17 protein-coding genes and 1 pseudogene are annotated in these 24,078 nt (G+C 58.7%); 5 read left to right on the top strand and 13 right to left on the bottom strand.

The genetic code is table 11. The annotated features are described in order from the left end of the window. Positions 1–337: 337 nt before the first annotated feature. The 3 genes from ACA044_RS28435 to ACA044_RS28425 all read left to right on the top strand — a co-directional run bounded on the left by ACA044_RS28435 (position 338) and on the right by ACA044_RS28425 (position 2,554). Positions 338–1,054: an autoinducer binding domain-containing protein gene (locus tag ACA044_RS28435; protein ID WP_497444230.1), complete on the top strand. Its 717-nt coding sequence runs from the start codon at positions 338–340 to the stop codon at positions 1,052–1,054. Between the two features lie 127 nt (positions 1,055–1,181). Next, the gene (locus tag ACA044_RS28430; RefSeq protein WP_497444229.1) at positions 1,182–1,772 is read left to right on the top strand and encodes an acyl-homoserine-lactone synthase; all 591 of its coding nucleotides are present in this window, start codon (positions 1,182–1,184) and stop codon (positions 1,770–1,772) included. A gap of 485 nt (positions 1,773–2,257) precedes the next feature. Next, positions 2,258–2,554 carry a winged helix-turn-helix domain-containing protein gene (locus ACA044_RS28425; RefSeq protein ID WP_090178776.1) on the top strand — a complete coding sequence of 99 codons (297 nt, stop codon included), beginning with the start codon at positions 2,258–2,260 and terminating at the stop codon, positions 2,552–2,554. A 104-nt stretch (positions 2,555–2,658) separates the two neighbouring features. Here the strand turns inward: ACA044_RS28425 and ACA044_RS28420 are convergent, their stop codons facing one another. Continuing rightward, a complete protein-coding gene (locus ACA044_RS28420; RefSeq protein WP_497444228.1) occupies positions 2,659–3,111 on the bottom strand; it encodes a GNAT family N-acetyltransferase in 453 nt (150 codons plus the stop codon). Positions 3,112–3,369: 258 nt separating this feature from the next. On the opposite strand from ACA044_RS28420, the gene ACA044_RS28415 reads away from it, so the two are divergent. Beyond that, positions 3,370–4,107, top strand: coding sequence for a substrate-binding periplasmic protein (locus ACA044_RS28415; protein WP_497444227.1), 738 nt, complete (start codon positions 3,370–3,372; stop codon positions 4,105–4,107). A 121-nt stretch (positions 4,108–4,228) separates the two neighbouring features. Here ACA044_RS28415 and yccS read toward each other — a convergent pair whose 3' ends face one another. From yccS to betI, 9 genes are all read right to left on the bottom strand, one after another. Then, positions 4,229–6,412: a YccS family putative transporter gene (gene yccS, locus ACA044_RS28410; protein ID WP_497444226.1), complete on the bottom strand. Its 2,184-nt coding sequence runs from the start codon at positions 6,410–6,412 to the stop codon at positions 4,229–4,231. Between the two features lie 229 nt (positions 6,413–6,641). Next, positions 6,642–7,820, bottom strand: a complete 1,179-nt coding sequence (locus ACA044_RS28405; RefSeq protein ID WP_497444225.1) for a BaiN/RdsA family NAD(P)/FAD-dependent oxidoreductase — start codon at positions 7,818–7,820, stop codon at positions 6,642–6,644. 147 nt (positions 7,821–7,967) lie between these two features. After that, positions 7,968–9,305 (bottom strand): ATP-dependent RNA helicase DbpA, encoded by a 1,338-nt coding sequence (gene dbpA, locus ACA044_RS28400; protein ID WP_497447326.1) that lies wholly within the window; start codon positions 9,303–9,305, stop codon positions 7,968–7,970. Positions 9,306–9,536: 231 nt separating this feature from the next. Beyond that, the gene (gene mdtD, locus ACA044_RS28395) at positions 9,537–10,964 is read right to left on the bottom strand and encodes a multidrug transporter subunit MdtD (RefSeq protein WP_497444224.1); all 1,428 of its coding nucleotides are present in this window, start codon (positions 10,962–10,964) and stop codon (positions 9,537–9,539) included. Between the two features lie 189 nt (positions 10,965–11,153). Beyond that, on the bottom strand, positions 11,154–12,503 hold the full coding sequence (locus tag ACA044_RS28390; RefSeq protein ID WP_497444223.1) for a TldD/PmbA family protein: 1,350 nt from the start codon (positions 12,501–12,503) through the stop codon (positions 11,154–11,156). Next, positions 12,503–13,945 (bottom strand): TldD/PmbA family protein, encoded by a 1,443-nt coding sequence (locus tag ACA044_RS28385; RefSeq protein WP_497444222.1) that lies wholly within the window; start codon positions 13,943–13,945, stop codon positions 12,503–12,505. Before ACA044_RS28385 ends, ACA044_RS28390 begins: the two co-directional genes overlap by 1 nt. Before the next feature lie 256 nt (positions 13,946–14,201). Continuing rightward, a complete protein-coding gene (gene betA / locus ACA044_RS28380; RefSeq protein ID WP_497444221.1) occupies positions 14,202–15,905 on the bottom strand; it encodes a choline dehydrogenase in 1,704 nt (567 codons plus the stop codon). A gap of 217 nt (positions 15,906–16,122) precedes the next feature. Beyond that, complete coding sequence (gene betB / locus ACA044_RS28375; protein WP_497444220.1) at positions 16,123–17,595, bottom strand: betaine-aldehyde dehydrogenase; 1,473 nt, start codon at positions 17,593–17,595, stop codon at positions 16,123–16,125. Between the two features lie 111 nt (positions 17,596–17,706). Beyond that, the gene (gene betI / locus ACA044_RS28370; RefSeq protein ID WP_497444219.1) at positions 17,707–18,300 is read right to left on the bottom strand and encodes a transcriptional regulator BetI; all 594 of its coding nucleotides are present in this window, start codon (positions 18,298–18,300) and stop codon (positions 17,707–17,709) included. Between the two features lie 379 nt (positions 18,301–18,679). On the opposite strand from betI, the pseudogene ACA044_RS28365 reads away from it, so the two are divergent. Beyond that, positions 18,680–20,630 (top strand): annotated as a pseudogene (locus tag ACA044_RS28365) (BCCT family transporter). Between the two features lie 256 nt (positions 20,631–20,886). Here ACA044_RS28365 and choV read toward each other — a convergent pair. From choV to ACA044_RS28350, 3 genes are all read right to left on the bottom strand, one after another. After that, positions 20,887–22,065 (bottom strand): choline ABC transporter ATP-binding protein, encoded by a 1,179-nt coding sequence (gene choV, locus ACA044_RS28360; protein WP_497444218.1) that lies wholly within the window; start codon positions 22,063–22,065, stop codon positions 20,887–20,889. After that, the gene (choW, locus tag ACA044_RS28355) at positions 22,062–22,907 is read right to left on the bottom strand and encodes a choline ABC transporter permease subunit (RefSeq protein WP_030128579.1); all 846 of its coding nucleotides are present in this window, start codon (positions 22,905–22,907) and stop codon (positions 22,062–22,064) included. The genes choV and choW overlap by 4 nt, the downstream gene beginning before the upstream one ends. Positions 22,908–22,984: 77 nt before the next feature. Further along, on the bottom strand, positions 22,985–23,935 hold the full coding sequence (locus ACA044_RS28350; RefSeq protein ID WP_461988891.1) for a choline ABC transporter substrate-binding protein: 951 nt from the start codon (positions 23,933–23,935) through the stop codon (positions 22,985–22,987). Positions 23,936–24,078 lie beyond the last annotated feature (143 nt).

The following is a 24,078-nucleotide window of genomic DNA, read 5'->3' as shown; positions in this document are numbered from 1 at the left end:
ATGAACACTATCTGTTTTGATAGCTATGCGGACGCTTTAAACGTTGACAGTTTTTGCATCAACTGCTTGCTGTTTTGGCCTTTTTATTCTCGAAAGCTACTGAGGTCGCCAAAGTGCATCGCGAAAAACTTCAACGATGCTTGATAGGGCGATGTCAAGAAAGAATCTTAAGGTTTAAGGTGATTTATTTGTATGGTTTTTCATTTTTGAAATAAGGCGATTACAAACGATACGGGTGTATTTTCAAGATATTGGCCCTGTTGCTTGCCGGCCTAGGTGGATTGAGAATGTAACAACGTGCGTGGTAGCATGCGGCGCAAAGGGAGAGGTATTGGAAATGGATTTTCTCGAGAGAGTAGTGCAATTAGAATCAGCAACGAATATTGAAAATTGGCATGGGCTGATCACCGAAACAGCCAATTTTATGGGCTTTGAGCAAACACTTCTTGGCATTATCGACAGTGCTCAGTCTCCGCTGCATGAAGCAATTATTCTGACCAGTTATTCCTCGATTTGGCGTGATAGATACGACGCCCATGGATACGCTGATATAGATCCTGTGGTTGCACATGCACGAAGTAGTGTCAGGCATGTCATCTGGCACGACGATTTGTATGTGACACCCCGGCAGAAGTGCTTTCTGGAAGAAGCCAAGTCTTTCAATTTGAAATCGGGTGTGACATTTCCGCTTCATGGCCCAGCTGCCGAGTTTGGGATGTTAAGCCTGCAAGTCGATGCTGAGAATGCGGATGCCGAAAAATTCATTCACAGTAAATTGATGGAGATCAGTTTTTTAAAGGATTCGTTGTTTCAGAAGGCGCTTGGTTTTGTAAGGGGCCATAAGGCTGAGCCTGATATCATACTTTCTCCGCGTGAAATGGAAATTCTAAAGTGGAGTGCGATCGGGAAGTCGACATGGGAGATTTCGAAAATTTGCAATTGCTCTGAGGCGAATATCGATTATCATATTAAAAACATAAGATCAAAATTCAAAGTTAATACCCGGCGTGCCGCTGCCGTTAAAGCGATAGCGCTAGGACTTATAGCCGTATGAAAGGCAGGGCGGTTGCCTTTACGGTAGCAGAATATTTTTCCTCAAGGAACTACTGCATTTGATAGGTGAAAACCAAGTTGAAGTTGAATAGTTTTGTCTGGCTAGCCAGTCAATTGAGGATCTGTTCATGCAGTATGAAATCGCCCGACGTACAGAGTTTGATGGCTCAAAACTTCAAGCCATGCACACTTTGCGGGCCCAAGTATTCAAGTATAAAAAAGGTTGGGACGTTACTCTGATTGCCGGTATGGAAATCGATGGATACGACGCGCTTAATCCGTTTTACATGCTGATCAATAGCCAGGCTCAGCCGAATGATGTCCAAGGATGCTGGAGATTATTACCTACGACCGGTCCTTACATGCTCAAGGATACATTTCCTGAGCTTCTTGCCGCGGCGGCTCCTGAAGCCAGCGATGTGTGGGAACTCAGTCGATTCGCTGTCGCTGCAGGGCAACAGTCAACAATGCAGTTTTCAAATTTAACCTTCGAGGCGATCAAGGAAGTCATTTCTTTTGGTATCCGTAATGGTATAAAAACTTATGTAACGGTAACGACGGTAGGTATTGAACGGATGTTGTTGAAGGCGGGGCTGGAGATCGGTCGTCTAGGCACACCATTGCAAATTGGGGTCGAAAAGGCTGTTGCATTGACTATCGATCTTGGCGACCTTACTCGTAAGGCTTTAGGGTTGAATGCTGTCGTTCAGTGCCCATAAAAAGGTGTTCTACCTATTAATTCAGGTAGTTATGGGCGCTTGAATGGGAGGTTGTCAGGTGTGGCGATCAGGTCACATGCTGCGTAAAATCCTTGGACAATTCGGTGTTTTTCACGGTATTCGCACGGTACCAGGGACGTCGTGAGCAAATAGACATCGGATGATGGGGATTTTACCACCATCCTCCTTCCCCCCGAGCGTAGGCGAACGCATGCGCCAGGTTCAAATACAGTCATATTGTTGTTCTCCCAAAACGGCATTTAGCTCTTCGCCAGTGCTTTAAAAAGGCTTCAGTGGCGCGCAATGAAGAGCGCATAGGTTAGTTAACTGGAATCTAGTCCGGGAGTTCGCTGAATGTACACTATCAAAACAGATAGTCCACAGCGGTTGCGGTCATAAACACTCGGGTGATTGAGGGTGATGGCTTGTTATCGTCCTGCAAGCCTGCGATCTTTCGGGGTCATTAGGAGGCGAGGAACAGGCGGATGGACGTAAGCAAGACTAAAAGCAGTTTTTACCGCCGGTTGTACGTGGCGTACCTGATCGACAGCGGGCTGGCGAGCAGCGTGCCGGCGCTGACCGAAGTGACTGGCATGCCTAGGCGCACGGCTCAGGACACCATCGCGGCGTTGGCGGATCTGGATATCATTTGTGAATTCGAGCAGGAAGAAGGCGCGCGCAACCATGCGGGGCGCTATCGGATTCGCGAGTGGGGGGCGATTGATCGGGGGTGGATCGAGCGTAATCTGCGGCAGATCAAAGCGGTGCTGGAATACCCCTGAACGCTTGCTGTGATTCGGCTGACGCTTTCGCGAGCAAGCCCGCTCCCACACTGGAACTGCGGTCACAGGACGAACGTGGAGCGGGCTTGCCCGCGAAGAGGCCCTTAAGGGCGGCGCATCCCGATATGCGGAATGTCATCCTCCAGGTATTCCTCACCCACCACCACAAACCCGTACCGCCCGTAATACCCCTGCAAATGCGCCTGGGCCGAGAGATAGATCGGCACTTCAGGCCAGTGCTTCCCGGCCTGTTTCAACGCCTGGCTCATCATCTCATGGCCAAGTCCGGTGCCGCGTGCAGCGGGAGCAATGATCACTCGGCCAATCACCACGTCGCCGCCCTGTAACTCCGGGTCGAGCAAGCGCAGATAGGCCACCAACCGATCCCCGTCCCAGCCCATCAAATGGCAGGTGTCACCTTCCAGGTCCTGGCCATCGACGTCCTGATAAACGCATTTCTGCTCGACGACGAACACCTCGGCGCGTAACTGCAGAATCGCATACAGCTGCTCTTTACCCAGATTGCTGTGGTGTTTACAGATCCAATCGATTGTCATCTTCACATTCCTTGAACAACGTTGTTCTGATACTAAGCGCCCTGACGCGGGATGTCTTGATGGCGGAGAAATCTTTGATAAAGCCCAAAATGCCATCATTCATTTCTCGCGAGATTGTCTTCTTTGTGTAATCTGCGATGAAGCGCTGTGCAATGGCCTCAATGAGCTAATGTTAGGACCTGGGTTTCGCCGGTAAAGGACCCTGGAGTTTTGGTTGAAAAACGCGTCGGGCAGCCCGCCCGCTAAGGATTTTCTGGCATGCCGCGATTGCATCGAGCGTTTGCTTTGATTGGATTGCTGTTGCTGACACACGCCGCGGCAGCGGAAAAGCTGCGTCTGGTAGCCGATGCCTGGCCGCCCTTTACCGACGCCACGCTGATCAATGGCGGATTGGCCACGGACATCGTCAGCACCGCGCTGGCCCGGGCAGGGTATGCCAGTGATTTTGAGCAAGTGCCGTGGGCGCGAGCCTTGTTTGGGGTAGGCGAGGGGCGTTACGACGTGCTGGTCAACGCCTGGTACACCGACGATCGGACGAAGCTGGGGCAGTTTTCCGGCGAGTACCTGCTCAACCGCGTGCGCTTTCTCAAGCGCAAGGACGCGCCGATCGAATTCAATAACCTGCAACAACTGCACACTTACCCGATTGCGGTGGTACGCGGTTATGCCTATTCGCAAGCATTCGACGACGATGTGTCGCTGCAGAAAGTCCCGGTGCATAGCTTCGCCATGGCCGTGCGCATGGTTGCGGCCGATCGGGTCAAGCTGACCCTGGAAGACGAGTTTGTCGCCCGGTATTACCTCGCTCGTGAATCATCCAAAGTGCGCAATGCCGTGGAGTTTTTGCCCAAGCCGTTGAGCGAGAACAGCCTGCATATTCTGGTGAGCCTGAAAAATCCGCAGCATGAACAGATCGTCGCCGGCTTCGACCGCGAGATTGCGGCGATGAAGGCCGATGGGAGTTATGAGAAGTTGCTCAAGCAGCATGGGATGTGATCTGAAAGGACTGCGGTGTCTGAGCTGACGCTTTCGCGGGCAAGCCTCGTTCCTACGGAATCACCTCAACCTGTAGGAGCGAGGCTTGCCCGCGATGAGGCCGGCCCCGTCACTACAAATCTCAGGCTTCGCTAGTGTCCTTGATGAGATGCGCCGCCAACGTCCGCAACGGCCCCAGTTGCCGGCAGATCAACGCCAGTTGTGTCTGAACCAACCGCTGGCCTTCATCGATTTCATCCGGCATCTGTTCAAGCTCATTGGCCAGCGCTTCTTCCTCATCACTCTGAATCGCAATCGGCTGTTTGCTCGCCAGGCCTTGGGCGATTTCGTCGAGGCTGGCGGCCAGGTTCACGCCGGTGCCGTCGATCAAATGCTCGCGCACGTCCGACGGTAGTTGGGTTTCGCGGTGTGCCCCAAGCCCCGATAAATAGCTGAGCAAGGTATGCGACAGCACCAGGAAACGGAACCCGACATCCGCTTCTTTACGGAAGTGCCCCGGCTCCATCAGCATGTTGGCCAGCGTCGTCGATAACGCGGCGTCGGCGTTGTGCGCGTTGCGCCGAGCCAGGCGATAAGCCAGGTCGTCGCTTTTACCAGCGGCGTATTGCTGCATGATCTGGCGCAAGTAAATGCTGTTACAGGTCAGGGTATTGGCCAGCACTTTGTTCAGGCGTCGGCCCTGCCAGTCCGGCAGGAACAGGAACACCGCCAGCCCGGCGATCAGGCTGCCGAGCAAGGTATCGAACAGTCGCGGCAGGAGCAGCCCATAACCGTCGCCCACCTGGTTGAAGCAGAACAGCACCATAATCGTGATCCCGGCAGTCGCCAGGGTGTAGCGGGTGGTGCGGTTGGTAAAGAACACTACCCCGGCAACGATCGCGAAGCACGACTGCACCAGCGGGTTCGGAAACAGATCGAACAGCGCCCAGGCCACGGTCAGGCCGATGGCGGTGCCGATGATCCGCTGGCCGAGTTTACGGCGGGTGGCGCCGTAGTTCGGCTGACAGACAAACAGCGTGGTGAGGATGATCCAGTAACCCTGCGAAGGGTGGATCAAATGCACCATCGCGTAGCCGATGCTCAACGCCAGAGGCAGACGCAGGGCATGACGGAACAGCAACGAGGTCGGCGTCAGCTGTGTGCGCAACCGTACCCAGACATCCTTGAGGCTGCGGGGCGAACGGTCGAGCAGGCTGCTGTCGGTAGCATCTGCGAGCGCATCGGGGTTGCTGGCGTCGCTGAGCAAGCGGTCAAGGGTGCCGAGGTTCGCCGCCAATGCCCGCAATGAACGCAACAGACCGCGCCATGCCGGATTGCTCTGGATGCGCAGGTGTTCGAGGGAGGCGTGCAGGTCGTTTAGGGTTTCGGCGAAGCTTGCGTCATAGATGAATGGCTGGCGCATCTGGATCGATTCGGCCAGCGCGCGGCAGGCCTTGCCTTGCTGGCGCAGCAGGCGCTGACAGCGGAACAGCACGTCGCTGTGGAAGAACGCTTCGGACAGCGCGTTGTAGGGGTAGTGGGAGGAACTGGCGCGCTCGTGGATGTCCTGGGCGAGGAAGTACAGCTTCAGATAACGGCTGAGCTTCGAGCCCGGCCGACCGTCACCGACCCGATGCAGAATGATTTCCTTGGCGGCGTTCAGCGCGGCGACCACACGACCGTTCTGCTGGGCCAGTTCCAGCCGTCGCGCTTCCACGTCCATTTGCCGGATCGGTTCGAACAGCGACGATTTGAGTTTCAGGTAAAAACCCAGTTCACGGAACAACCGCGCCAGGCTTTGCTGCACTGGCTGGTTGGAAAACAGCGCCTGCCACAGCACCGAGAGCAAACCGTACCAGGCTGCACCGGCCACCAGCAGCACCGGTTCGTGCCAGAAATCGGTGACTGCACCGCCGCGCTGGTCCACACCGATCATGGTGTAGACCGACAGAATCAACGTCGCTGAAGCAATCGCGCCATAACGTTCGCCCAGCGCACCGAGCATGGTCAGACAGAAGCTGGCCAGTGCAAAGGCGATGATAAAGAGGATGGGGTAAGGGAAGAGCAGTTCGACGGACAGGGCGGCGACAATAAAACACACCAGCGTCACGGCCAGCGCGTTGAGGCGCCCCTGCCAGCTGTCGTCGGTTTCGGCCAGGGCACTGGCGATGATCCCCAGGAACAACGGGATCAGCAGTCCCATTTCATCCTGATACCAACACAGCGCCATGCTGCCGGTCAGGGCGATGAATACCCGAACGCTGTAACTGAATTTATCCAGCGCCCAGAGGCGGCGCAGAGATTGCCGAAATGTGGTCGATGACATGAAGTGCGAAGGCCTTCCGAGGCGATGACGCTAAATTGAGCCACTAATGACGCCGGCGCAATGGCGCCGATCACATCTGACAGCAAAATCTGTTCCTTGCGCATTGTATGTTGACTGTCAGCACGGCCTTCGCGGGCAGGCCTAGCTCCTACAGGTTTTCGGTATGCGCGAATAATACTGTGAACCTGTAGGAGCGAGGCTTGCCCGCGAAGAACGATAACGCGGTCGATCAGACGTACTGCGCGGCGGCGTAACCGGAGGCCCAGGCCCACTGAAAGTTGAAACCACCCAGATGCCCGGTGACGTCGAGCACTTCGCCGATGAAATACAGGCCGGGGCTTTTCAGCGACTCCATGGTCTTGGACGACACTTCACGTGTGTCGACACCGCCCAGGGTCACTTCGGCAGTGCGGTAGCCTTCGGTGCCGGCCGGCACGACTTTCCAGCTCGCCAGTTTTTCGGCGATGTCCGCCAGCTCGGCGTGGGTGTATTGCTTCATCGGTTTTGAGACGAACCAGTTGTCCGCCAGCAGGTTGGCCATCTTCTTGGTGAAGATTTCGCCGAGCAGGGTTTTCAACTCGCTGTTCGGGCGTTCGGCCTGCTGTTGTTGCAGCCAGTTCGGCACGTCGTGATCCGGCATCAGGTTGATCTCCACCGTGTCGCCGGATTCCCAGAACGACGAGATCTGCAAAATCGCCGGGCCGCTGAGGCCGCGGTGGGTGAACAGGATGTTCTCGCGGAAACTCTGGTCATTGCAGCTCACCAGGCAATCCACCGACGTACCGGACAGTTCGGTGCAAAGCTCCTTGAGCTGATCGGTGATGGTGAACGGCACGAGGCCGGCGCGGGTCGGCAGCAAATCGTGGCCGAATTGTCTGGCTACCTGATAGCCGAAACCAGTGGCGCCCAGGGTCGGAATCGACAGGCCACCGGTGGCGATTACCAGGGATTCGCAGGTGATCTGATCGAGGGTGGTTTGCAGCAGGTAACCGCTTTCCATTTTCTCGATGTGTTGGATCGAGGTGTCCAGGTGGAGGCTGACGCCGACCTGATCGCACTCATCGAGCAGCATTTCAAGGATGTCGCTGGATTTGTTATCGCAGAACAACTGACCGAGTTTTTTCTCGTGGTACGGCACGCCGTGTTTGGCGACCATGGCGATGAAATCCCATTGGGTGTAGCGCGCCAACGCGGATTTGCAGAAGTGTGCGTTCTGCGACAGGAAATTGCCTGGTTCGGTGTACATGTTGGTGAAATTGCAGCGGCCACCGCCCGACATCAGGATTTTCTTGCCGGCCTTGTTCGCGTGGTCGAGCAACATCACCTTGCGTCCGCGCCCGGCTGCGGCCAGCGCACACATCAACCCTGCGGCGCCAGCGCCAATGATCACGACTTCGGTAGAGCGCAAAACGGTGTCCTCACACAAATCTCAGGGCTAACCAAATCCTGTAGGAGCGAGGCTTGCCCGCGAAGAACGATAACTCGGTCTACCTGATTCACCGTGTAATCGTTCTTCGCGGGCAAGCCTCGCTCCTACTAGGGGGCTGTGGCGGTTTTACAGGATGCGCACACGCAGCGAGCGGCCTTTGATTTTACCGTCGTTCAGGCGTTGCAAGGCTTGCTTGGCGATCCCGCGTTCCACAGCCACATAGGCCTGGAAGTCGAAAATCGCGATCTTGCCGACCTGGGCGCCCGGAATGCCGGCATCGCCGGTCAGTGCGCCAAGAATGTCGCCTGGACGCACCTTGTCTTTACGGCCCGCACCAATGCACAGCGTGCTCATCACCGGCAGCAGCGGCGCGCCGCCCTGGGATTTCAGGCTGTCCAGTTGATCCCAGCTCAACGGCGACTTCTGCAGTTGCTCGATGGCCTGGGCGCGGTGCGCTTCGGACGGGGCGACCAGGCTGATCGCAATGCCTTTCTCACCGGCACGACCGGTACGGCCGACACGGTGGATGTGAATTTCCGAGTCACGGGCCAGTTCGACGTTGATCACCATGTCCAATGCATCGATGTCCAGACCACGCGCAGCGACGTCGGTGGCGACCAGTACCGAAGTACTGCGGTTGGCGAACATCGCCAGCACCTGGTCGCGGTCACGCTGTTCCAGATCGCCATGCAGGCCGACGGCAGAGATGCCTTTGGCGGTCAGGTGATCGATGGTTTCCTGAACCTGCTGCTTGGTGAAGCAGAACGCTACGCAGGACGCCGGGCGGAAATGCGCGAGGACTTTGACCACGGCATCCATGCGCTCTTCCGGGGAAATTTCGTAGAAGCGCTGCTCGATCTGCGTATCGTCGTGGAACGCCTCGGCCTTCACTTGCTGCGGGTTGCGCATGAATTTGGAAGCCAGTTGCTTGATGCCCACCGGATAAGTGGCGGAGAACAGCAAGGTCTGGCGACGCTCCGGGCACTGGGCGATGATTTCTTCGATGGAGTCGTAGAAACCCATGTCGAGCATGCGATCGGCTTCGTCGAGGATCAGGGTGTTCAAGCCATGAAGCACCAGCGAACCTTTGCGCAGGTGTTGCTGAATGCGCCCCGGGGTGCCGACGATGATGTGCGCGCCGTGCTCCAGCGAGCCGATCTGCGGGCCGAAGGACACGCCGCCACACAGGGTCAGCACCTTGATGTTGTCTTCGGCACGGGCCAGACGACGGATTTCCTTGGCGACCTGGTCGGCCAGCTCACGGGTCGGGCAAATGACCAGCGCCTGGCAACCGAAGAAACGCGGATTGATCGGGTTCAACAGGCCGATACCAAAGGCCGCGGTCTTGCCGCTGCCGGTCTTGGCCTGGGCGATCAGGTCCATCCCCTTGAGGATCACCGGCAAGCTTTGCGCCTGGATCGGCGTCATCTGGGCATAACCGAGGGAGTCGAGGTTAGCCAGCATGGCGGCGGACAGCGGCAAAGTATTAAAAGCGGTGGCGATGGTGGTCACGGGACTGGCCTGCAAAACAAAATGTCGCGCAGTGTATCAGTCCCGTGCTCTCCACCTGCAAGTTCTGGACGAATAGCGTGTAGCAGCTGCCGAGGCACGAGGCTGCGTTGCGTGTCCGCAGGACCGCCCTCAGGGGCCGCTGCGCAGCCCAGCGCAGCCTCGTGCCTCGGCAGCTGCTACAAGTCAGTGTTCTATATCGTGCTCGCGGCTGACCGTCCGTCGGCCATCCTTGGGTGAAAGCTGCGAGAAGATCGTTGCAGCCAGCATCGCCATGATTCCGACCGTGACAAACGTCAGCTGGAACGCGCCCAGAACCGTGTCCACGCCGTCATTGCCGATCTCCGCCGTGAAGCCGCCGAGCAGGGCGCCGGCGCAGGCCACACCGAGGCTCAGGGACAATTGCGCGACCACCGACAGCAAACTGTTGCCGCTGCTGGCGCTGGCGTCGTCGAGATCGATCAGGGTGACGGTGTTCATCGCGGTGAACTGCAAGGAATTGATCGCTCCCAGAATCGCCAACTGAGCCAGCAGCAGCCAATACGGCGTCTGCTCGCTGACCAGGCCCATGCTTGCCAGCATGATCCCCAGCGCCAGCGTGTTGCCGGTCAGCACTGTGCGGTAGCCGAAACGTTCGATCAGCGGCCGCGCCACTGACTTGGCGACCATCGCGGCCGCCGCCAGGGGCAGCATGCTCATCCCGGCCTGTGAGGGCGAATAACCCAGCGCCACTTGCAGTAGCAGCGGTACGAGGAAAGGCAGGGCGCCGCTGCCCAGCCGGGCGAACAGGTTGCCGAGGATGCCCACGGCGAAGGTCCGGGTCTTGAACAGCGATGGCGCAAACAGCGGATTGTCGATGTGCCCGGCCCGCAACCAATACGCCGCCAGACACGCCATGCCGCCAAACAGCAACAACATCACTCGCAAGTGCGGCAGGTGCAGTTCGCCGAGGCCTTCCATGGCGATGGTGATCAATACCATCGCCGCACCGAACAGCAAAAAGCCCAGGCTATCGAAGCGGGTGCGCTCACTGCCGCGCAGGTCGGGGATGAATTTCCATACCGCGTAACAACCGACGAGACCCACCGGCAGGTTGATCAGAAAGATCCAGTGCCACGTCAGGTATTGCACCATCCAGCCGCCCATGGTCGGGCCGATCAGTGGGCCGAGCAGGCCAGGAATGGTGATGAACCCCATGATCCGCACCAGATCTGAGCGCGGATACGCGCGCAGGACCACCAATCGACCGACCGGCAACATCAAGGCGCCGCCCAAGCCCTGGATTACCCGGGCGCCGATCAGCATGCTCAAGGTGCTCGACAAGGCGCAGAGCAATGAGCCGAAGCTGAACAGCAAGATCGCGCCGAAGAAGATTTTCCTGGTGCCGAAACGATCGGCGATCCAGCCGGAGGCGGGGATCAGTAAGGCGACAGTGAGCATGTAGGCGATGATGACGCCCTGCATGCGCAGCGGGTCTTCGGCCAGGTCCCGGGCCATGGCGGGGAGGGCGGTGTTGAGGATCGTCCCGTCGAGGGACTGCATGAAGAAGGCAATGGCCACAACCCACGGTACCCAGCGGGCGGTGACAGCGTCGAGAGGTTGGCGGTTGGGCATGGGACCTCTTGTGGGTTAATGCAGATTCATGGCTGACGCTGAACCCTGTGGCGAGGGAGCTTGCTCCCGTTCGGCTGCGTAGCAGTCGTAAATCCTGAGAATGCGGTTTAACTGGTAAACCGCATGTGCCGGGTTTGGGGCCGCTGCGCAGCCCAACGGGAGCAAGCTCCCTCGCCACAGGGGTAGTGTTTACAAGGTTAAGGTGAGTCGGTTTATCAGCGCACCGGGCAACAACGCCGAAGCAGTCGCCCGCTGACTGTAAGTGCTGGCCGACAGCAGTAATTCCCGCTCCTCGGTCAACGCTTCCAGCTGCGAACCGAGCAAGCTGTAAGCACTGTCATCAAACCGCATGGTGCTCACCGGCGCCTGGATTTCGCCGTTCTCGACCCAGAAGGTCGCAAACCGTGTCATGCCGGTCAGGCGCGCCGCCGGTTGGTCCGAGTAGTTCAGGTACCACAGGTTGCTGATGTAGAGCCCGGTGCCGAGGCGCTTGAGGATGTCCGCCTGCTCCAGGTTGCCACCGTTCATGACCAGCGCCGTCGGGTATTCATGGCTGCTGGCGCCGTTGGCCGTGAGGCCGTATTCGGCGGCGCTGCGGGAATTGATCAGTCGGGCATTGGCCATGCCTTTGGCGATCAACCCCAGATCATCGCGGGGATAACCTTCGTCGGAAAACGCTGGGCTCAAGGAGCCGCTGACCTGCTCACTCAACCATACGTTGGGGCTGAAGACGTTTTCGTTGGCGTAGAACTTCTGCAACGGGCTCTGCTTGCTGGCAATCGCCTGGGCCGAAAACCCGCCCCAGCTCAGCATGCCCATGATTTCTTCCAGCGCTGCCGGCGCCAGATAGGCGCGGTATTCGCCGGGCGCCAGCGTGCGCAACGGCCGACCCAGAAACGCCAACTGCTCGCGGGCCTGCTGGAAGCGTCTGGCAAACCCTTCGCTGTTCCAGTCGTGACCGGCATAGCTGGCTTTCACCGCCTGACCGTTTTCATGGAACAGGCTGAAATCGAAGTTGAAACTGTTGGCCTGATGCCAGCCGAACGCGCCTGCAGAGCTGGCGAAACCACGACTGATCGGCCCGGCGGCATAGAAGCCGACCAGATCCAGGCCTTCAGCAGCCTGAGTGATTTCAGCGACCACCTGTTCGGTATCCGGCAGTGGATGATCCTGCACGTTGTTGCTCTGCCAGCTGTTGTGGTTGAGCCGCAGGTACGGGTCCTGAGGCAGCAGCGGCAAGGTTTCGCGCAATTGCTGCAGTCCCTCGGCCAGACGCTGAAGGTCGATTTCTACATCGCCCGACAGCGTGATATTCAGATCAGCATGACGGCCGTCGTTAATCAGTTTGAAACCGATGCTCGCTTGCTGCACTTGCCCGGCCTGACGGACCTTGGCGTGGTTGAAGCGCACGAAGGCCGACGACTCGGCGGCGTAGCTGAGGGTGAATTGCTCAGGCGTGTGCAGCGCGTCGCGCAACCAGTTGACCAGGGCCTTGAACGACTCAGCCTGGCTATTTGAAGTGCTCGTTGAAGTACTCATCAGGCATCTCCCCCAAACACATCAACATTGCTGAACACGCAGGCCGGCGATGCATGGCCGACGCGGATCACCTGGTTCGGTTCGCCCTTGCCGCAGTTCGGCGTGCCCAGCACCTTGAAGGTGCTGGCGTCGCCGACGGCGCTGAGGCTTTTCCAGAACTGTGCGGAAATCGCCCGGTAATTCGGGTTCTTCACCACGCCCTTGAGTTCGCCGTTTTCGATCAACTGAGCCCATTCGCAGCCGAACTGGAATTTGTTGCGCGCATCGTCGATGGACCACGAACGGTTGGTGCTCATCAAAATCCCGTGCTCGCTATTGCCGATCAGCTGTTCCAGCGGTTGATCGCCGGGCTCGATGTTGAGGTTGGCCATGCGGTCGATCGGCGGACGGTTCCAGCCGCAGGCGCGGCTGTTGGCGACGCCGTCGAGGCCTGCGCGAAATTGCGACAGCGCGCCACCGAGCGGACGCAGCAGCAAACCTTCTTTAATCAGAAATTGCTTGCTGGCGGCGCTGCCGTCGTCGTCATGCCCGTAGCTGGCAAGTTGCTCGGGGATGTCCGGGTCGAACGTCACGTTGAGTAGTTCGGAGCCGTATTGCAGGCTGCCGAAGTCTTCTGCCTTGACGAAACTGGTGCCGGCGTAATTGCGCTCGTCGCCAAGGATGCGGTCCAGTTCCAGTGGGTGACCGATGGACTCGTGGATCTGCAGCATCATTTGGTCAGGCATCAGCAACAGATCGCGCGGGCCTTGCGGGGTGTTTGGCGCCAGCAGCAATTGCAGCGCCTGATCCGCGACTTTCGGGCCGGCGCCGATCAGGCCGCAACGGCTGATCACATCAAAGCCGCCCTGCTGGCCGAAGTTCTCGCGGCCCAGGGTGCGGGTCTGGCTGTCGCTGCCGTCGTAGGCGGTGACGTCCATGCTCGGGTAGACGAAGCGCTGGGCCTGGCGTAATTCGGCGCCGGCGCTGTTGAGGTAGATTTGCTCGACGTTGGTGATGCCGATGCTCGCCTGCCAGTTCACCAGTCGCTCGTCCTTGGGCACGCTGGCAGATTCGGCACCGAGCAATTGGTAGCAATCGCTCAGGGACGCAAAGGGCTGGTCGAAGTCAGGCGAGAAATAGTCGGCGCGGTCACTGGAAACCGCTTGCTCGCGCAGGTCGAGCAGGGCGTGGGGCTTGAGTCGACGGGCTTGTTGCTCGGCTTTATCCAGCGCGGCTTGCAAGCCTTGTTGCGACAGGTCATTGGTCGCGGCATAGGCTTCGACGCCGTTGACCCGAACGGTCAGCATCGCGCCTTCGTCCCGGCTCAGGCTCGGCGGTTCGGCGACGTTCTTGCGCACCGACAGGTACTGTCCGGATTCGCGCACATAACGTAGCGAAAAGAACTCAGCGCCCGTGCGCAACGCAGCGAAACGCTGCTTGAGCTGGGGGTGGAAATCGAACATTCGGGAACCTCCTTGTTATGGAGTGGCGGTGCATCGATGTGGCGAGGGGGTGAAGCGTTTGCGTGGCGCTAGATTAGGCTTGGGCGGGGGGTAGATCAAGGGCGGAGCGGAGCCGGAGGGGATTGCCAGGATGTGTCGGAGGGTGTGTGTTGGTTGGTCTGGCCCCTTCGCGGGCAAGCCTCGCTCCTACAAGGAAGAGTGCGATTCCCTGTAGGAGCGAGGCTTGCCCGCGAAGGCCGCGCCTCGGTATTACGACTTACTGAGCAATCAGGCTCACATCCCGCAACGGCTTGCCACGCACCGGCGCATCGCCTGCCACGTAGTAATCAGCCTTGCTGCGCGGCAGTGGCTTGCGACCGCGGATCTTGTCGGCGATTTTCTCGGCCATCATGATCGTTGGCGCGTTCAGGTTGCCGGTGGTGATGATCGGCATGATCGAAGCATCGACCACGCGCAGGGCTTGCATGCCGTGCACACGACCTTCGCCATCGACCACCGCCATTTCGTCGGTGCCCATCTTGCACGAGCAGGATGGGTGGAACGCGGTTTCGGCGTGTTCGCGGATGAACGTGTCCAGCTGTTCATCGGTTTGCACCTCGATGCCCGGGCTGATTTCGCGACCACGGAAGGCGTCCAGCGCTGGCTGTTGCATGATTTCACGGGTCAGGCGGATGCCGTCGCGAAATTCCTGCCAGTCCTGCTCGGTGGCCATGTAGTTGAACAGGATGCTCGGGTACTCGCGCGGATCCTTGGACTTGGCCTGAATGCGACCGCGGCTTGGCGAACGCATGGAACCCATGTGCGCCTGGAAACCGTGCTCTTTCACACCGTTGCTGCCGTTGTAGTTAATCGCGACCGGCAGGAAGTGGTACTGAATGTTCGGCCAATCGAATTCCGGACGGGTGCGGATGAAACCACCGGCTTCGAACTGGTTACTGGCGCCGATACCGGTGCCGTTGAACAGCCACTCGGCACCGATGGCCGGTTGGTTGTGCAGCAACAGCGACGGGTACAGCGAGACCGGTTGGGTGCAGGCGTATTGCAGGTACAGCTCAAGGTGATCCTGCAGGTTTTCACCGACGCCCGGCAGGTTGTGGACCACGGGGATGTCGAGCTTGTTCAGCAGTTCGGCCGGGCCGACGCCGGAACGTTGCAGGATCTGCGGCGAAGCGATGGCGCCGGAGCACAGCAGCACTTCCTTGCGGGCACGGGCTTCAACGCGCTCTTCTGCGGCGCCAATCAGGTAACGCACACCGACCGCACGCTTGCCTTCGAACAGGATTTTGTCGGTCAGGGCGTGGGTAACGATAGTCAGGGTCGAGCGCTTCTTGGCGATGTCCAGGTAACCGCGAGCGGTACTGGCGCGACGGCCGTTCGGCGTCACGGTGCGGTCCATCGGGCCGAAACCTTCCTGTTGGTAGCCGTTCAGGTCTTCGGTACGCGGGTAACCGGCCTGTACGCCTGCTTCAACCATCGCGCTGAACAGCGGGTTGTTGCCAGCCTTCGGTGTGGTCACGCTGACCGGGCCGTCGCCACCGTGGTAGTCGTTCGGGCCGATGTCGCGGGTTTCCGCCTTGCGGAAATACGGCAGGCAGTCGAGGTAGGTCCAGTCTTCCAGACCGGGCAGCTTCGACCAGTTGTCGTAGTCCATGGCGTTGCCGCGGATGTAGCACATGCCGTTGATGAGCGAAGAGCCACCCAGGCCCTTGCCGCGACCGCATTCCATCCGGCGGCCGTCCATGTGCGGCTCTGGATCGGTTTCATACGCCCAGTTGTAGCGACGACCTTGCAGCGGGAACGCCAGGGCGGCCGGCATTTGCGTGCGGAAATCCAGACGGTAATCCGGGCCGCCCGCTTCGAGCAGCAGGACGGTGACGCCTTCGTCTTCAGTCAGACGGGTCGCCAGGGTGTTACCGGCCGAGCCGGCACCGATGATGATGTAATCGAATTCTTGGGACATTGAATGCACCCTCTTTGAAGTTGGTCAGGTCGCGGTCGCCGATGCACCACTCAACTGTGGCGAGGGAGCTTGCTCCCGCTCGGCTGCGCAGCAGTCGCAAATCAGCGACCATGTTCTGTCTGAATGAGCGCGGAACCTGAGGTTGGGGCCGCTTCGCAGCCCAGCGGGAGCAAGCTCCCTCGCCACAAAAAGCCCAAGCCTCAGGTTCTGCGCCAGATCAGAACACCGAGGCGTAATCGCCCAGTTCGACCTGTACCGATTTGATGCGTGTGAAGTTGTTCAGCGAGCTGATGCCGTTCTCACGGCCCACGCCCGACTGCTTGTAGCCGCCGACCGGCATCTTGGCGTCGGACTCGCCCCAGGCGTTGATCCAGCAGATACCGGCTTCCAGTTGATGAATCACGCGGTGAGCGCGGTTCAGGTCTTTGGTGACGACGCCAGCCGCCAAACCGAACTCGGTGTCGTTGGCACGACGGATCACTTCTTCTTCGGTTTCGTAAGACAGGATGCTCATCACCGGGCCGAAGATCTCTTCGCGAACGATGGTCATCTCGTCGGTGCAATCGGTGAACACGGTCGGGGCCACGAACGCGCCTTTGGCGAATTCGCCGTCGGTCAGACGCTCGCCGCCGCACAGCAGACGCGCACCTTCTTCCTTACCTTTGGCGATGTAACCCAGCACGCTTTCCATGTGGGCGAAGCTGACCAGAGGGCCGAAGTTGGTGTTTTCGTCTTCCGGGTTGCCAACGCGAATGCGCGCAACGCGCTCAACGATCTTGGCTTCGAACGCAGCCTTCAGGTGGCTCGGGACGAACACGCGAGTGCCGTTGGTGCAGACCTGACCGGAGCTGTAGAAGTTGGCCATCATCGCGGTGTCGGCGGCGCGATCCAGATCGGCGTCGTCGAAAATGATCAGCGGAGATTTGCCGCCCAGTTCCATGGTCACGTCTTTCAAGGACGAGCCAGAAGCGCTGGCCATGACCTTCTTGCCGGTGTCGGTGCCGCCGGTGAAGGAGATTTTTTCGATGCGTGGGTGTTCGGTCAGCCAGGTACCGACTTCACGGCCGCTGCCGGTCAGGACGTTGAACACCCCAGCCGGAACGCCGGCTTCGGTGTAGATCTCGGCCAGTTTCAGCGTGGTCAGGGAAGTGACTTCGCTTGGCTTGAAGATCATCGCGTTACCGGCTGCCAGGGCCGGTGCGGATTTCCACAAAGCGATCTGGATCGGGTAGTTCCACGCGCCGATACCGGCCACAACGCCCAGCGGCTCGCGACGGGTGTAGACGAAAGACGTGGTGCGCAGCGGGATCTGCTCGCCTTCGATGGCCGGCACCAGACCTGCGTAGTACTCCAGCACGTCAGCGCCGGTGACGATGTCGACGTAACGGGTTTCGGAGTACGCCTTGCCGGTGTCCAGGGTTTCCAGGGCGGCCAGTTCATCGTTGCGCTCGCGCAGGATGTCGACGGCACGACGCAGGATGCGCGAACGCTCCATGGCGGTCATCGCGGCCCAGATTTTCTGACCCTTTTCGGCGCTGACCACAGCACGCTCAACGTCTTCCTTGGTCGCACGTTGTACGGTTGCGAGGACTTCACCGTTAGCCGGGTTGATGGCTTCGAAAGTGGCGTCGCTGCTGGCGTCACTGTAGCCGCCATCGATGTAGAGTTTTTGCAGTTCGAAACGGGCCATAAAGTCCTCGCAAGTGCATAAGTTGGTTGGCGTTAACCACTGGGGCGTGCCGTGTAGCGTTGGCGACGCTGGTCAGTGGCGGTTCAGGGGCTGAGCGGTTTTATGTGTGCTCTAACTCACCTGCTTGGCCAGTTGGAAATCCATGTATTCGTAAGCGATCTGGTGCGCCTGCCCGGTGTCGAAAGCATCTCCCGACAGCGCGCCGCGCAACCACAAACCGTCAATGAGGGCTGCCAGGCCGCGGGCGGCACTGCGCGCTTGATCAAGCGGCAACACACGGCGGAACTGGCAGCACAGGTTGGAATACAGGCGGTGATCGTTGATCCGCTGCAACCTGTGCAAAGACGGGTGGTGCATGCTGGTGGCCCAGAAGGCCAGCCAGGTTTTCATTGCCGGGCCATTGACCTGGCTGGCGTCGAAGTTGCCTTCGATAATCACCTGAAGGTGAGCCCGTGGGCTGTTGTCCTCCAGCGCCTGACGGCGCGCGGTGACGTTCTCGCTGAGGACACTCATCAGATACTGCGCCGTGGCGGCGATCAGGCCATTCTTGTCCTGAAAGTAGTGACTGATGATGCCATTCGAGACACCGGCCAAACGGGCGATCAGCGCAATGCTGGCATCCCCCATGCCGACCTGATCGACGGCCTGCATCGTGGCATCGATCAATTGCTGGCGGCGGATGGGTTGCATACCGACCTTGGGCATCTTGCACATCTCCTTAGGCCTTCCGGTGGACGAAAAACGGCTACCGGATTGACGGCCAGTCTATTTTGTTTTGATTGAACGTTCAATTAACAAAGAATAAGATCTGCGACAAATCGTCGCTGCTTACAGATTTTTCCTACGTGTAAATGGCGATAAACCGACATCCAAAAATGCTCGAAACCTATACGCGTAGGCGTTCCAAGGGTTTCGGGCTTTTTTCGGGGTGTCTTTATATCACCCACCGGTCGGCTGCCAACTAACCGATTGGTCGGGTACCGCGTTGCCTTGTGTTCTTCTCTCGCACTGCCGGAGCATCTGTGCCATGAGTTCTGCCTCTCTTATAAAGACCCCGCCCGAGAAGGTGACGGTCAACGGTTGGGTGTTCTACACCTCTACCGCGCTGATCCTGCTGTTGACCGCCATTCTGATCATCGCCCCGCAAGAGGCTGGCAGAATGCTCGGCATTGCCCAGGCCTGGTTGTCCCGCAGCTTCGGCTGGTACTACATGGTGGTGATCGCCGCTTATCTGGTTTTTGTGGTTGGCCTGGCGTTTTCGTCTTACGGCAAACTCAAACTGGGGCAGCAAGGACGACACCCCGGACTTCAGCTACGGCGCCTGGGCGGGGATGCTGTTCTCCTCGGGTATCGGCATCTCGCTGCTTTACTTTGGTGCTTCCGAGCCGCTGGACCACTACTTCAACCCGCCGGAAGGTGTGGCCGGCAGCAACCTTGCGGCTCGTCAGGCGGTGCAGCTGACGTTCTTGCATTGGGGCCTGCATGGCTGGGCGATCTACGCATTGGTCGGCTTGGCCGTGGCGTACTTTGCTTACCGTCACAACCAGCCGCTGGCGTTGCGTTCGGCACTGTATCCGCTGGTCGGCGAGCGTTGGGTTAAAGGCGCGGCCGGTCACGCGGTGGACGGCTTCGGCATGTTCGTGACCCTGCTGGGGCTGGTGACGAACCTGGGGATCGGTTCGCTGCAAGTGTCGTCGGGGCTGGAAAACCTGTTCGGCATGGAGCACAGCAATACCAACCTGCTGATCGTGATCATCGTGATGAGCACCGTGGCGACCATCGCCGCGGTGTCTGGCGTGGAAAACGGTATTCGCCGTCTGTCCAACCTGAACATCGTGCTGTTCAGCGGTCTGCTGATTTTCGTGCTGTTGTTCGGCCCGACCCTGCACCTGCTCAACGGCTTTGTGCAAAACATTGGCGACTACCTGAACGGCGTGGTGCTGAAGACTTTCGATCTCTATGTGTATGAAGGCGACAGTGAGAAGTCTGACCGCTGGTTGGGCCTGTGGACTCTGTTCTACTGGGCCTGGTGGATTTCCTGGGCGCCATTCGTAGGCATGTTCATCGCGCGTATTTCCCGTGGTCGCACGGTGCGTGAACTAGTGGCCGGCGTGTTGCTGATTCCGCTGGGCTTCACCCTGGCATGGCTGTCGATCTTCGGTAACTCGGCCCTGGACCTGGTGATGAACCATGGGGCGGTGGAACTCGGGAAGACGGCGCTGCAACAGCCGTCGATGGCGATCTATCAGTTGCTTGAGCATTACCCGGCGTCGAAGATCGTGATCGGCGTGTCGATTTTTGTCGGCTTCGTGCTGTTCCTGACCCCGGCGGATTCCGGCGCGGTGATGATGGCCAACCTTTCCTGCAAGGGCGGCAATGTTGATGAGGATGCGCCGCACTGGCTGCGGATTTTCTGGTCGGCGGTGATCACCCTGGTGACCATCGGTCTGCTGTTCGCCGGTAACTTCGAAGCCATGCAAACCATGGTGGTGCTGGCCGGTCTGCCGTTCTCGGTAGTGCTGGTGTTCTTCATGTTTGGCTTGCACAAGGCCATGCGCCAGGACGTGCAGATCGAACAGGAGCAAGCGGAACTGGCGGCGCGTGGTCGTCGTGGTTTCAGCGAGCGTCTGACCCAGTTGGATCTGCAACCGAATCAGTCGATCGTTCAGCGCTTCATGGACAAGCAAGTCAGCCCGGCGCTGGAAGATGCGGCTGTGCAATTGCGTGCACAAGGTCTGGATGTGCAGACGTTGCTGGGCAAGTCGAAACGCTGCATGGGCGTGCGGATCGAGATGGAAGAGGGCAACCCTTTTGTCTACGAAGTGAGCCTGGACGGTTATCTGGCGGCGGCGAGTGACACGGTGTCTGCTGAAAGCGCTGATGAACCGCGCGCACGTTACTACCGCGCCGAGGTGTACCTGCACAACGGCAGCCAGGACTACGACTTGATGGGCTTCACTCAGGATCAGATCACCCGTGATGTGCTCGATCAGTTTGAAAGCCATCGGCAGCTTCTTGGCCGGGTTTATAGCTAAGACTTGAGGTGATGCGGTGCAAGTTGTTGCACCGCACATCCATTGTGGCGAGGGAGCTTGCTCCCGCTGGACTGCGCAGCAGTCGCAAATCCGGATAGCATGATCTGTCTGAATGACCGTGGTGTCAGGGTTTGGGGTCGCTTCGCAACCCAGCGGGAGCAAGCTCCCTCGCCACAGTTGTCAGTATTCCAAGCCAAATATCTGCACTAACAAAAACGCCGCGATCCTGTCGCGGCGTTTTTGTATCTGCTGCTTCTTACCCCAGGTTCTTGCCGAGCAGCGCGTGGTACAGCTCGCTGTCGCCGAGGATCCCGACAACCTTGTTGTTGTCGTGCAGCACCAGCTTATTGCCGGTCTGGTAACGAATCTGCAGCGCATCGCGCATGCCGATGTTGGAGTCCACCAACGTTGGCCGACGACCTAAACCTTCAACCGCTTGCCCCGGCATCCAGTTCTGCAGGTCCAGGCTCGAGCCGTTCTGGCGCGCGCCTTTGATGGTGTTGCCTTCGGCCAGGTCCAGCCACGAATCGCCGCCCGGATCCAGGCACACCGAGCCGTTGATGCGTTTGCAGTTGTCCAGGGTGCGCATCAGGCTGCGACCGCACAGTACGTTCAGCGGATTGGTGTGGGCGACGAAGGTGCGTACGTAATCGTCCGCAGGGTTGAGGACGATTTCTTCCGGCTTGCTGTACTGGATGATCCGGCCGTCTTTCATGATCGCGATACGGCTGCCGAGCTTCAGGGCTTCATCGAGGTCGTGACTCACGAAAACGATGGTCTTGCTCAGTTTGCGTTGCAGCTCCAGCAGTTCGTCTTGCAGACCTTGGCGGATCAGCGGGTCGAGGGCTGAGAACGGTTCGTCCATCAGCAGAATGTCGGCGTCCATCGCCAGTGCGCGGGCCAGGCCCACACGTTGCTGCATACCACCGGAAAGCTCATCGGGTTTCTTGTTGCGCCACTGGGTCAGGCCCACCAGCTCAAGCTTCTCGTCCACCAGTTTGCGGCGTTCTTTCTCGGGGCGACCCTGCATTTCCAGACCGAAGCTGATGTTCTCGCGCACCGTCAGCCAAGGCATCAGGGCGAACTTCTGGAACACCATCGCGATGCGCTTGGTGCGCATCATTTTCAGTTCTGCCGGGGTACAGGAAGCAATGTCGATCTGCTTGCCTTCGTGCTCGACGAACAACTTGCCACGGCTGACGGTGTTGAGGCCGTTGATGCAGCGCAACAAGCTGGATTTGCCGGAGCCCGACAGGCCCATCAGTACGCAGATTTCACCTTTTTCGATGTCCAGGCTGGCTTTTTCGACACCGACGATTTGCCCGGTCTTTTTCAGGATCTGGTCGCGGGTCATGCCCTGGTCGAGGAGTTTGAGGGCCTCGCGCGGGTCTTTGGAGAAGATCACGTCCACGTCTTCGAAGCGAATAATGCTCATGCGTCACCCCCTACTTTGGCGTCGGGTTGTTTGCAGATACGGTCGAGCATGATCGCCAGCAATACGATCGCCAGGCCTGCTTCGAAGCCCAGTGCGATATCAGCAGTGTTCAGTGCGTTGACCACGGGTTTGCCCAGGCCGTCGGCGCCCACCAGTGCCGCGATCACCACCATCGACAACGACAGCATGATGCACTGAGTGATACCGGCCGCGATGCTTGGCATGGCGTGGGGCAGTTCAATCCGTGAAAGCAGTTGACGGCGCGAGCAGCCGAAGGCTTTGCCGGCGTCCATCAATTCCTGCGGAACATCGCGAATACCCAGGTAGGTCAGGCGGATAGGCGCGGCAATCGCGAACACCACCGTCGAGATCAGACCCGGGACTACACCCAGACCGAAGAGGGTCAGGGTAGGAATGAGGTACACGAAGGTCGGCACGGTCTGCATCAGATCGAGCACCGGCCGCATGACTGTGTAGAACATCGGTTTGTGCGCGGCGACGATGCCCAACGGCACGCCGATCAGCACGCACACCAGGGTGGCGAACAACACCTGGGCGAGGGTTTCCATGGTTTCCTGCCAGTACCCCAGATTGAGGATCAGCAGAAAGGAGGCGATGACGAAAACGGTCAGGCCCCATTTGCGTTGGATGAAGTGTGCCAGTAGCGCGATGAGGCCGATCAATGCCAGCGGGTTGAACCAGGTCAGCGCAAAAGTCACGCCGTGGATCATCGTTTCCAGTGACACGGCGATTGCGTCGAAAGTGCTGGCGCCGTTTTGCGTCAACCATTCAACGAAGCCCGCGATGTACTGGCCTAAAGGTATTTTCTGATCAATCAGCATGGTAGTGAACGTCCGCATGCAAGGAAATAAACAGCCCGGGCGGACTTGTCCGCCCGGCGTAAGCGATGCTCCCTAATTCAAGGCTGCGCAAGCTTGGCTTTCACGGCCTCCAGGCCAGGTTTACCGTCAATGGTGGTCACGCCAGCGAGCCAGGTATCGAGCACCTGTGGATTCTTTTTCAGCCAGGCCTTGGCGGCCGCGTCAGGCTTCATTTTGTCGTCCAGGACGTTGCCCATCAGCGTGCTTTCCATGTCGAGGGTGAACGCCAGGTTTTTCAGCAACTGACCCACGTTGCTGCATTCCTGCGCATAGCCCTTGCGGGTGTTGGTGTAGATGGTTGCCTGACCGAAGTTCGGGCCGAAGTATTCGTCGCCGCCGGTCAGGTACTTCATCTTGAAACGTGTGTTCATCGGGTGCGGTTCCCACCCCAGGAACACCACGGCGGTGTTGCGGCGCTGGGCACGATCGACTTGCGAGAGCATGCCTGCCTCACTGGACTCGACCACCTTGAAGCCGGCGGCTTTCAGGCCGAAGGCGTCCTTGTCGATCATGCTCTGGATCAGGCGGTTGCCGTCGTTACCCGGTTCGATGCCATAGATCTTGCCGTCGAGTTCTTTCTTGAACTTGGCGATGTCGGCGAAATCTTTCAGACCTTTGTTATACAACTCTTCGGGGACGGCGAGTGTGTATTTTGCGTTTTCCAGATTAGCGCGCAGGGTGTCCACAGTGCCGGCATCGCGGTAGGCCTTGATGTCGTTTTCCATGGTCGGCATCCAGTTACCGAGGAACACGTCCATGTTCTTGCCGTCCGCCAGAGACTTGTAGGTCACCGGCACGGAAATCATCGTGGTTTTGGTCTTGTAGCCCAGGGCATCGAGAACGACGCTGGTGGTGGCGGTGGTGACGGTAATGTCCGTCCAGCCGACATCGGAGAAGTTTACGGTGCTGCATTGGGCCGGTTCTGCGGCCTGAGCCAGGAATGGCAGACTCAGCATGGCGGCCAACAACAACGACGGGGAACCTTTCATGGATGGACTCCTAGGTGTTTTTTTTGGCAGTGTTCCGACTGGACCACCGCACTTATAGGTTGCGGTTGGATGGCGTTTTGGAGACAGCTCTACCAAGGCGCCGTGCAATCGAGTCGATACGATCATGTACCAGTGAAAATCTG

This window comes from Pseudomonas sp. LBUM1673 (assembly GCF_059695645.1).
Note: the sequence above shows the minus strand (reverse complement) of the source record. Positions and strands in the feature narration are given on the sequence as shown.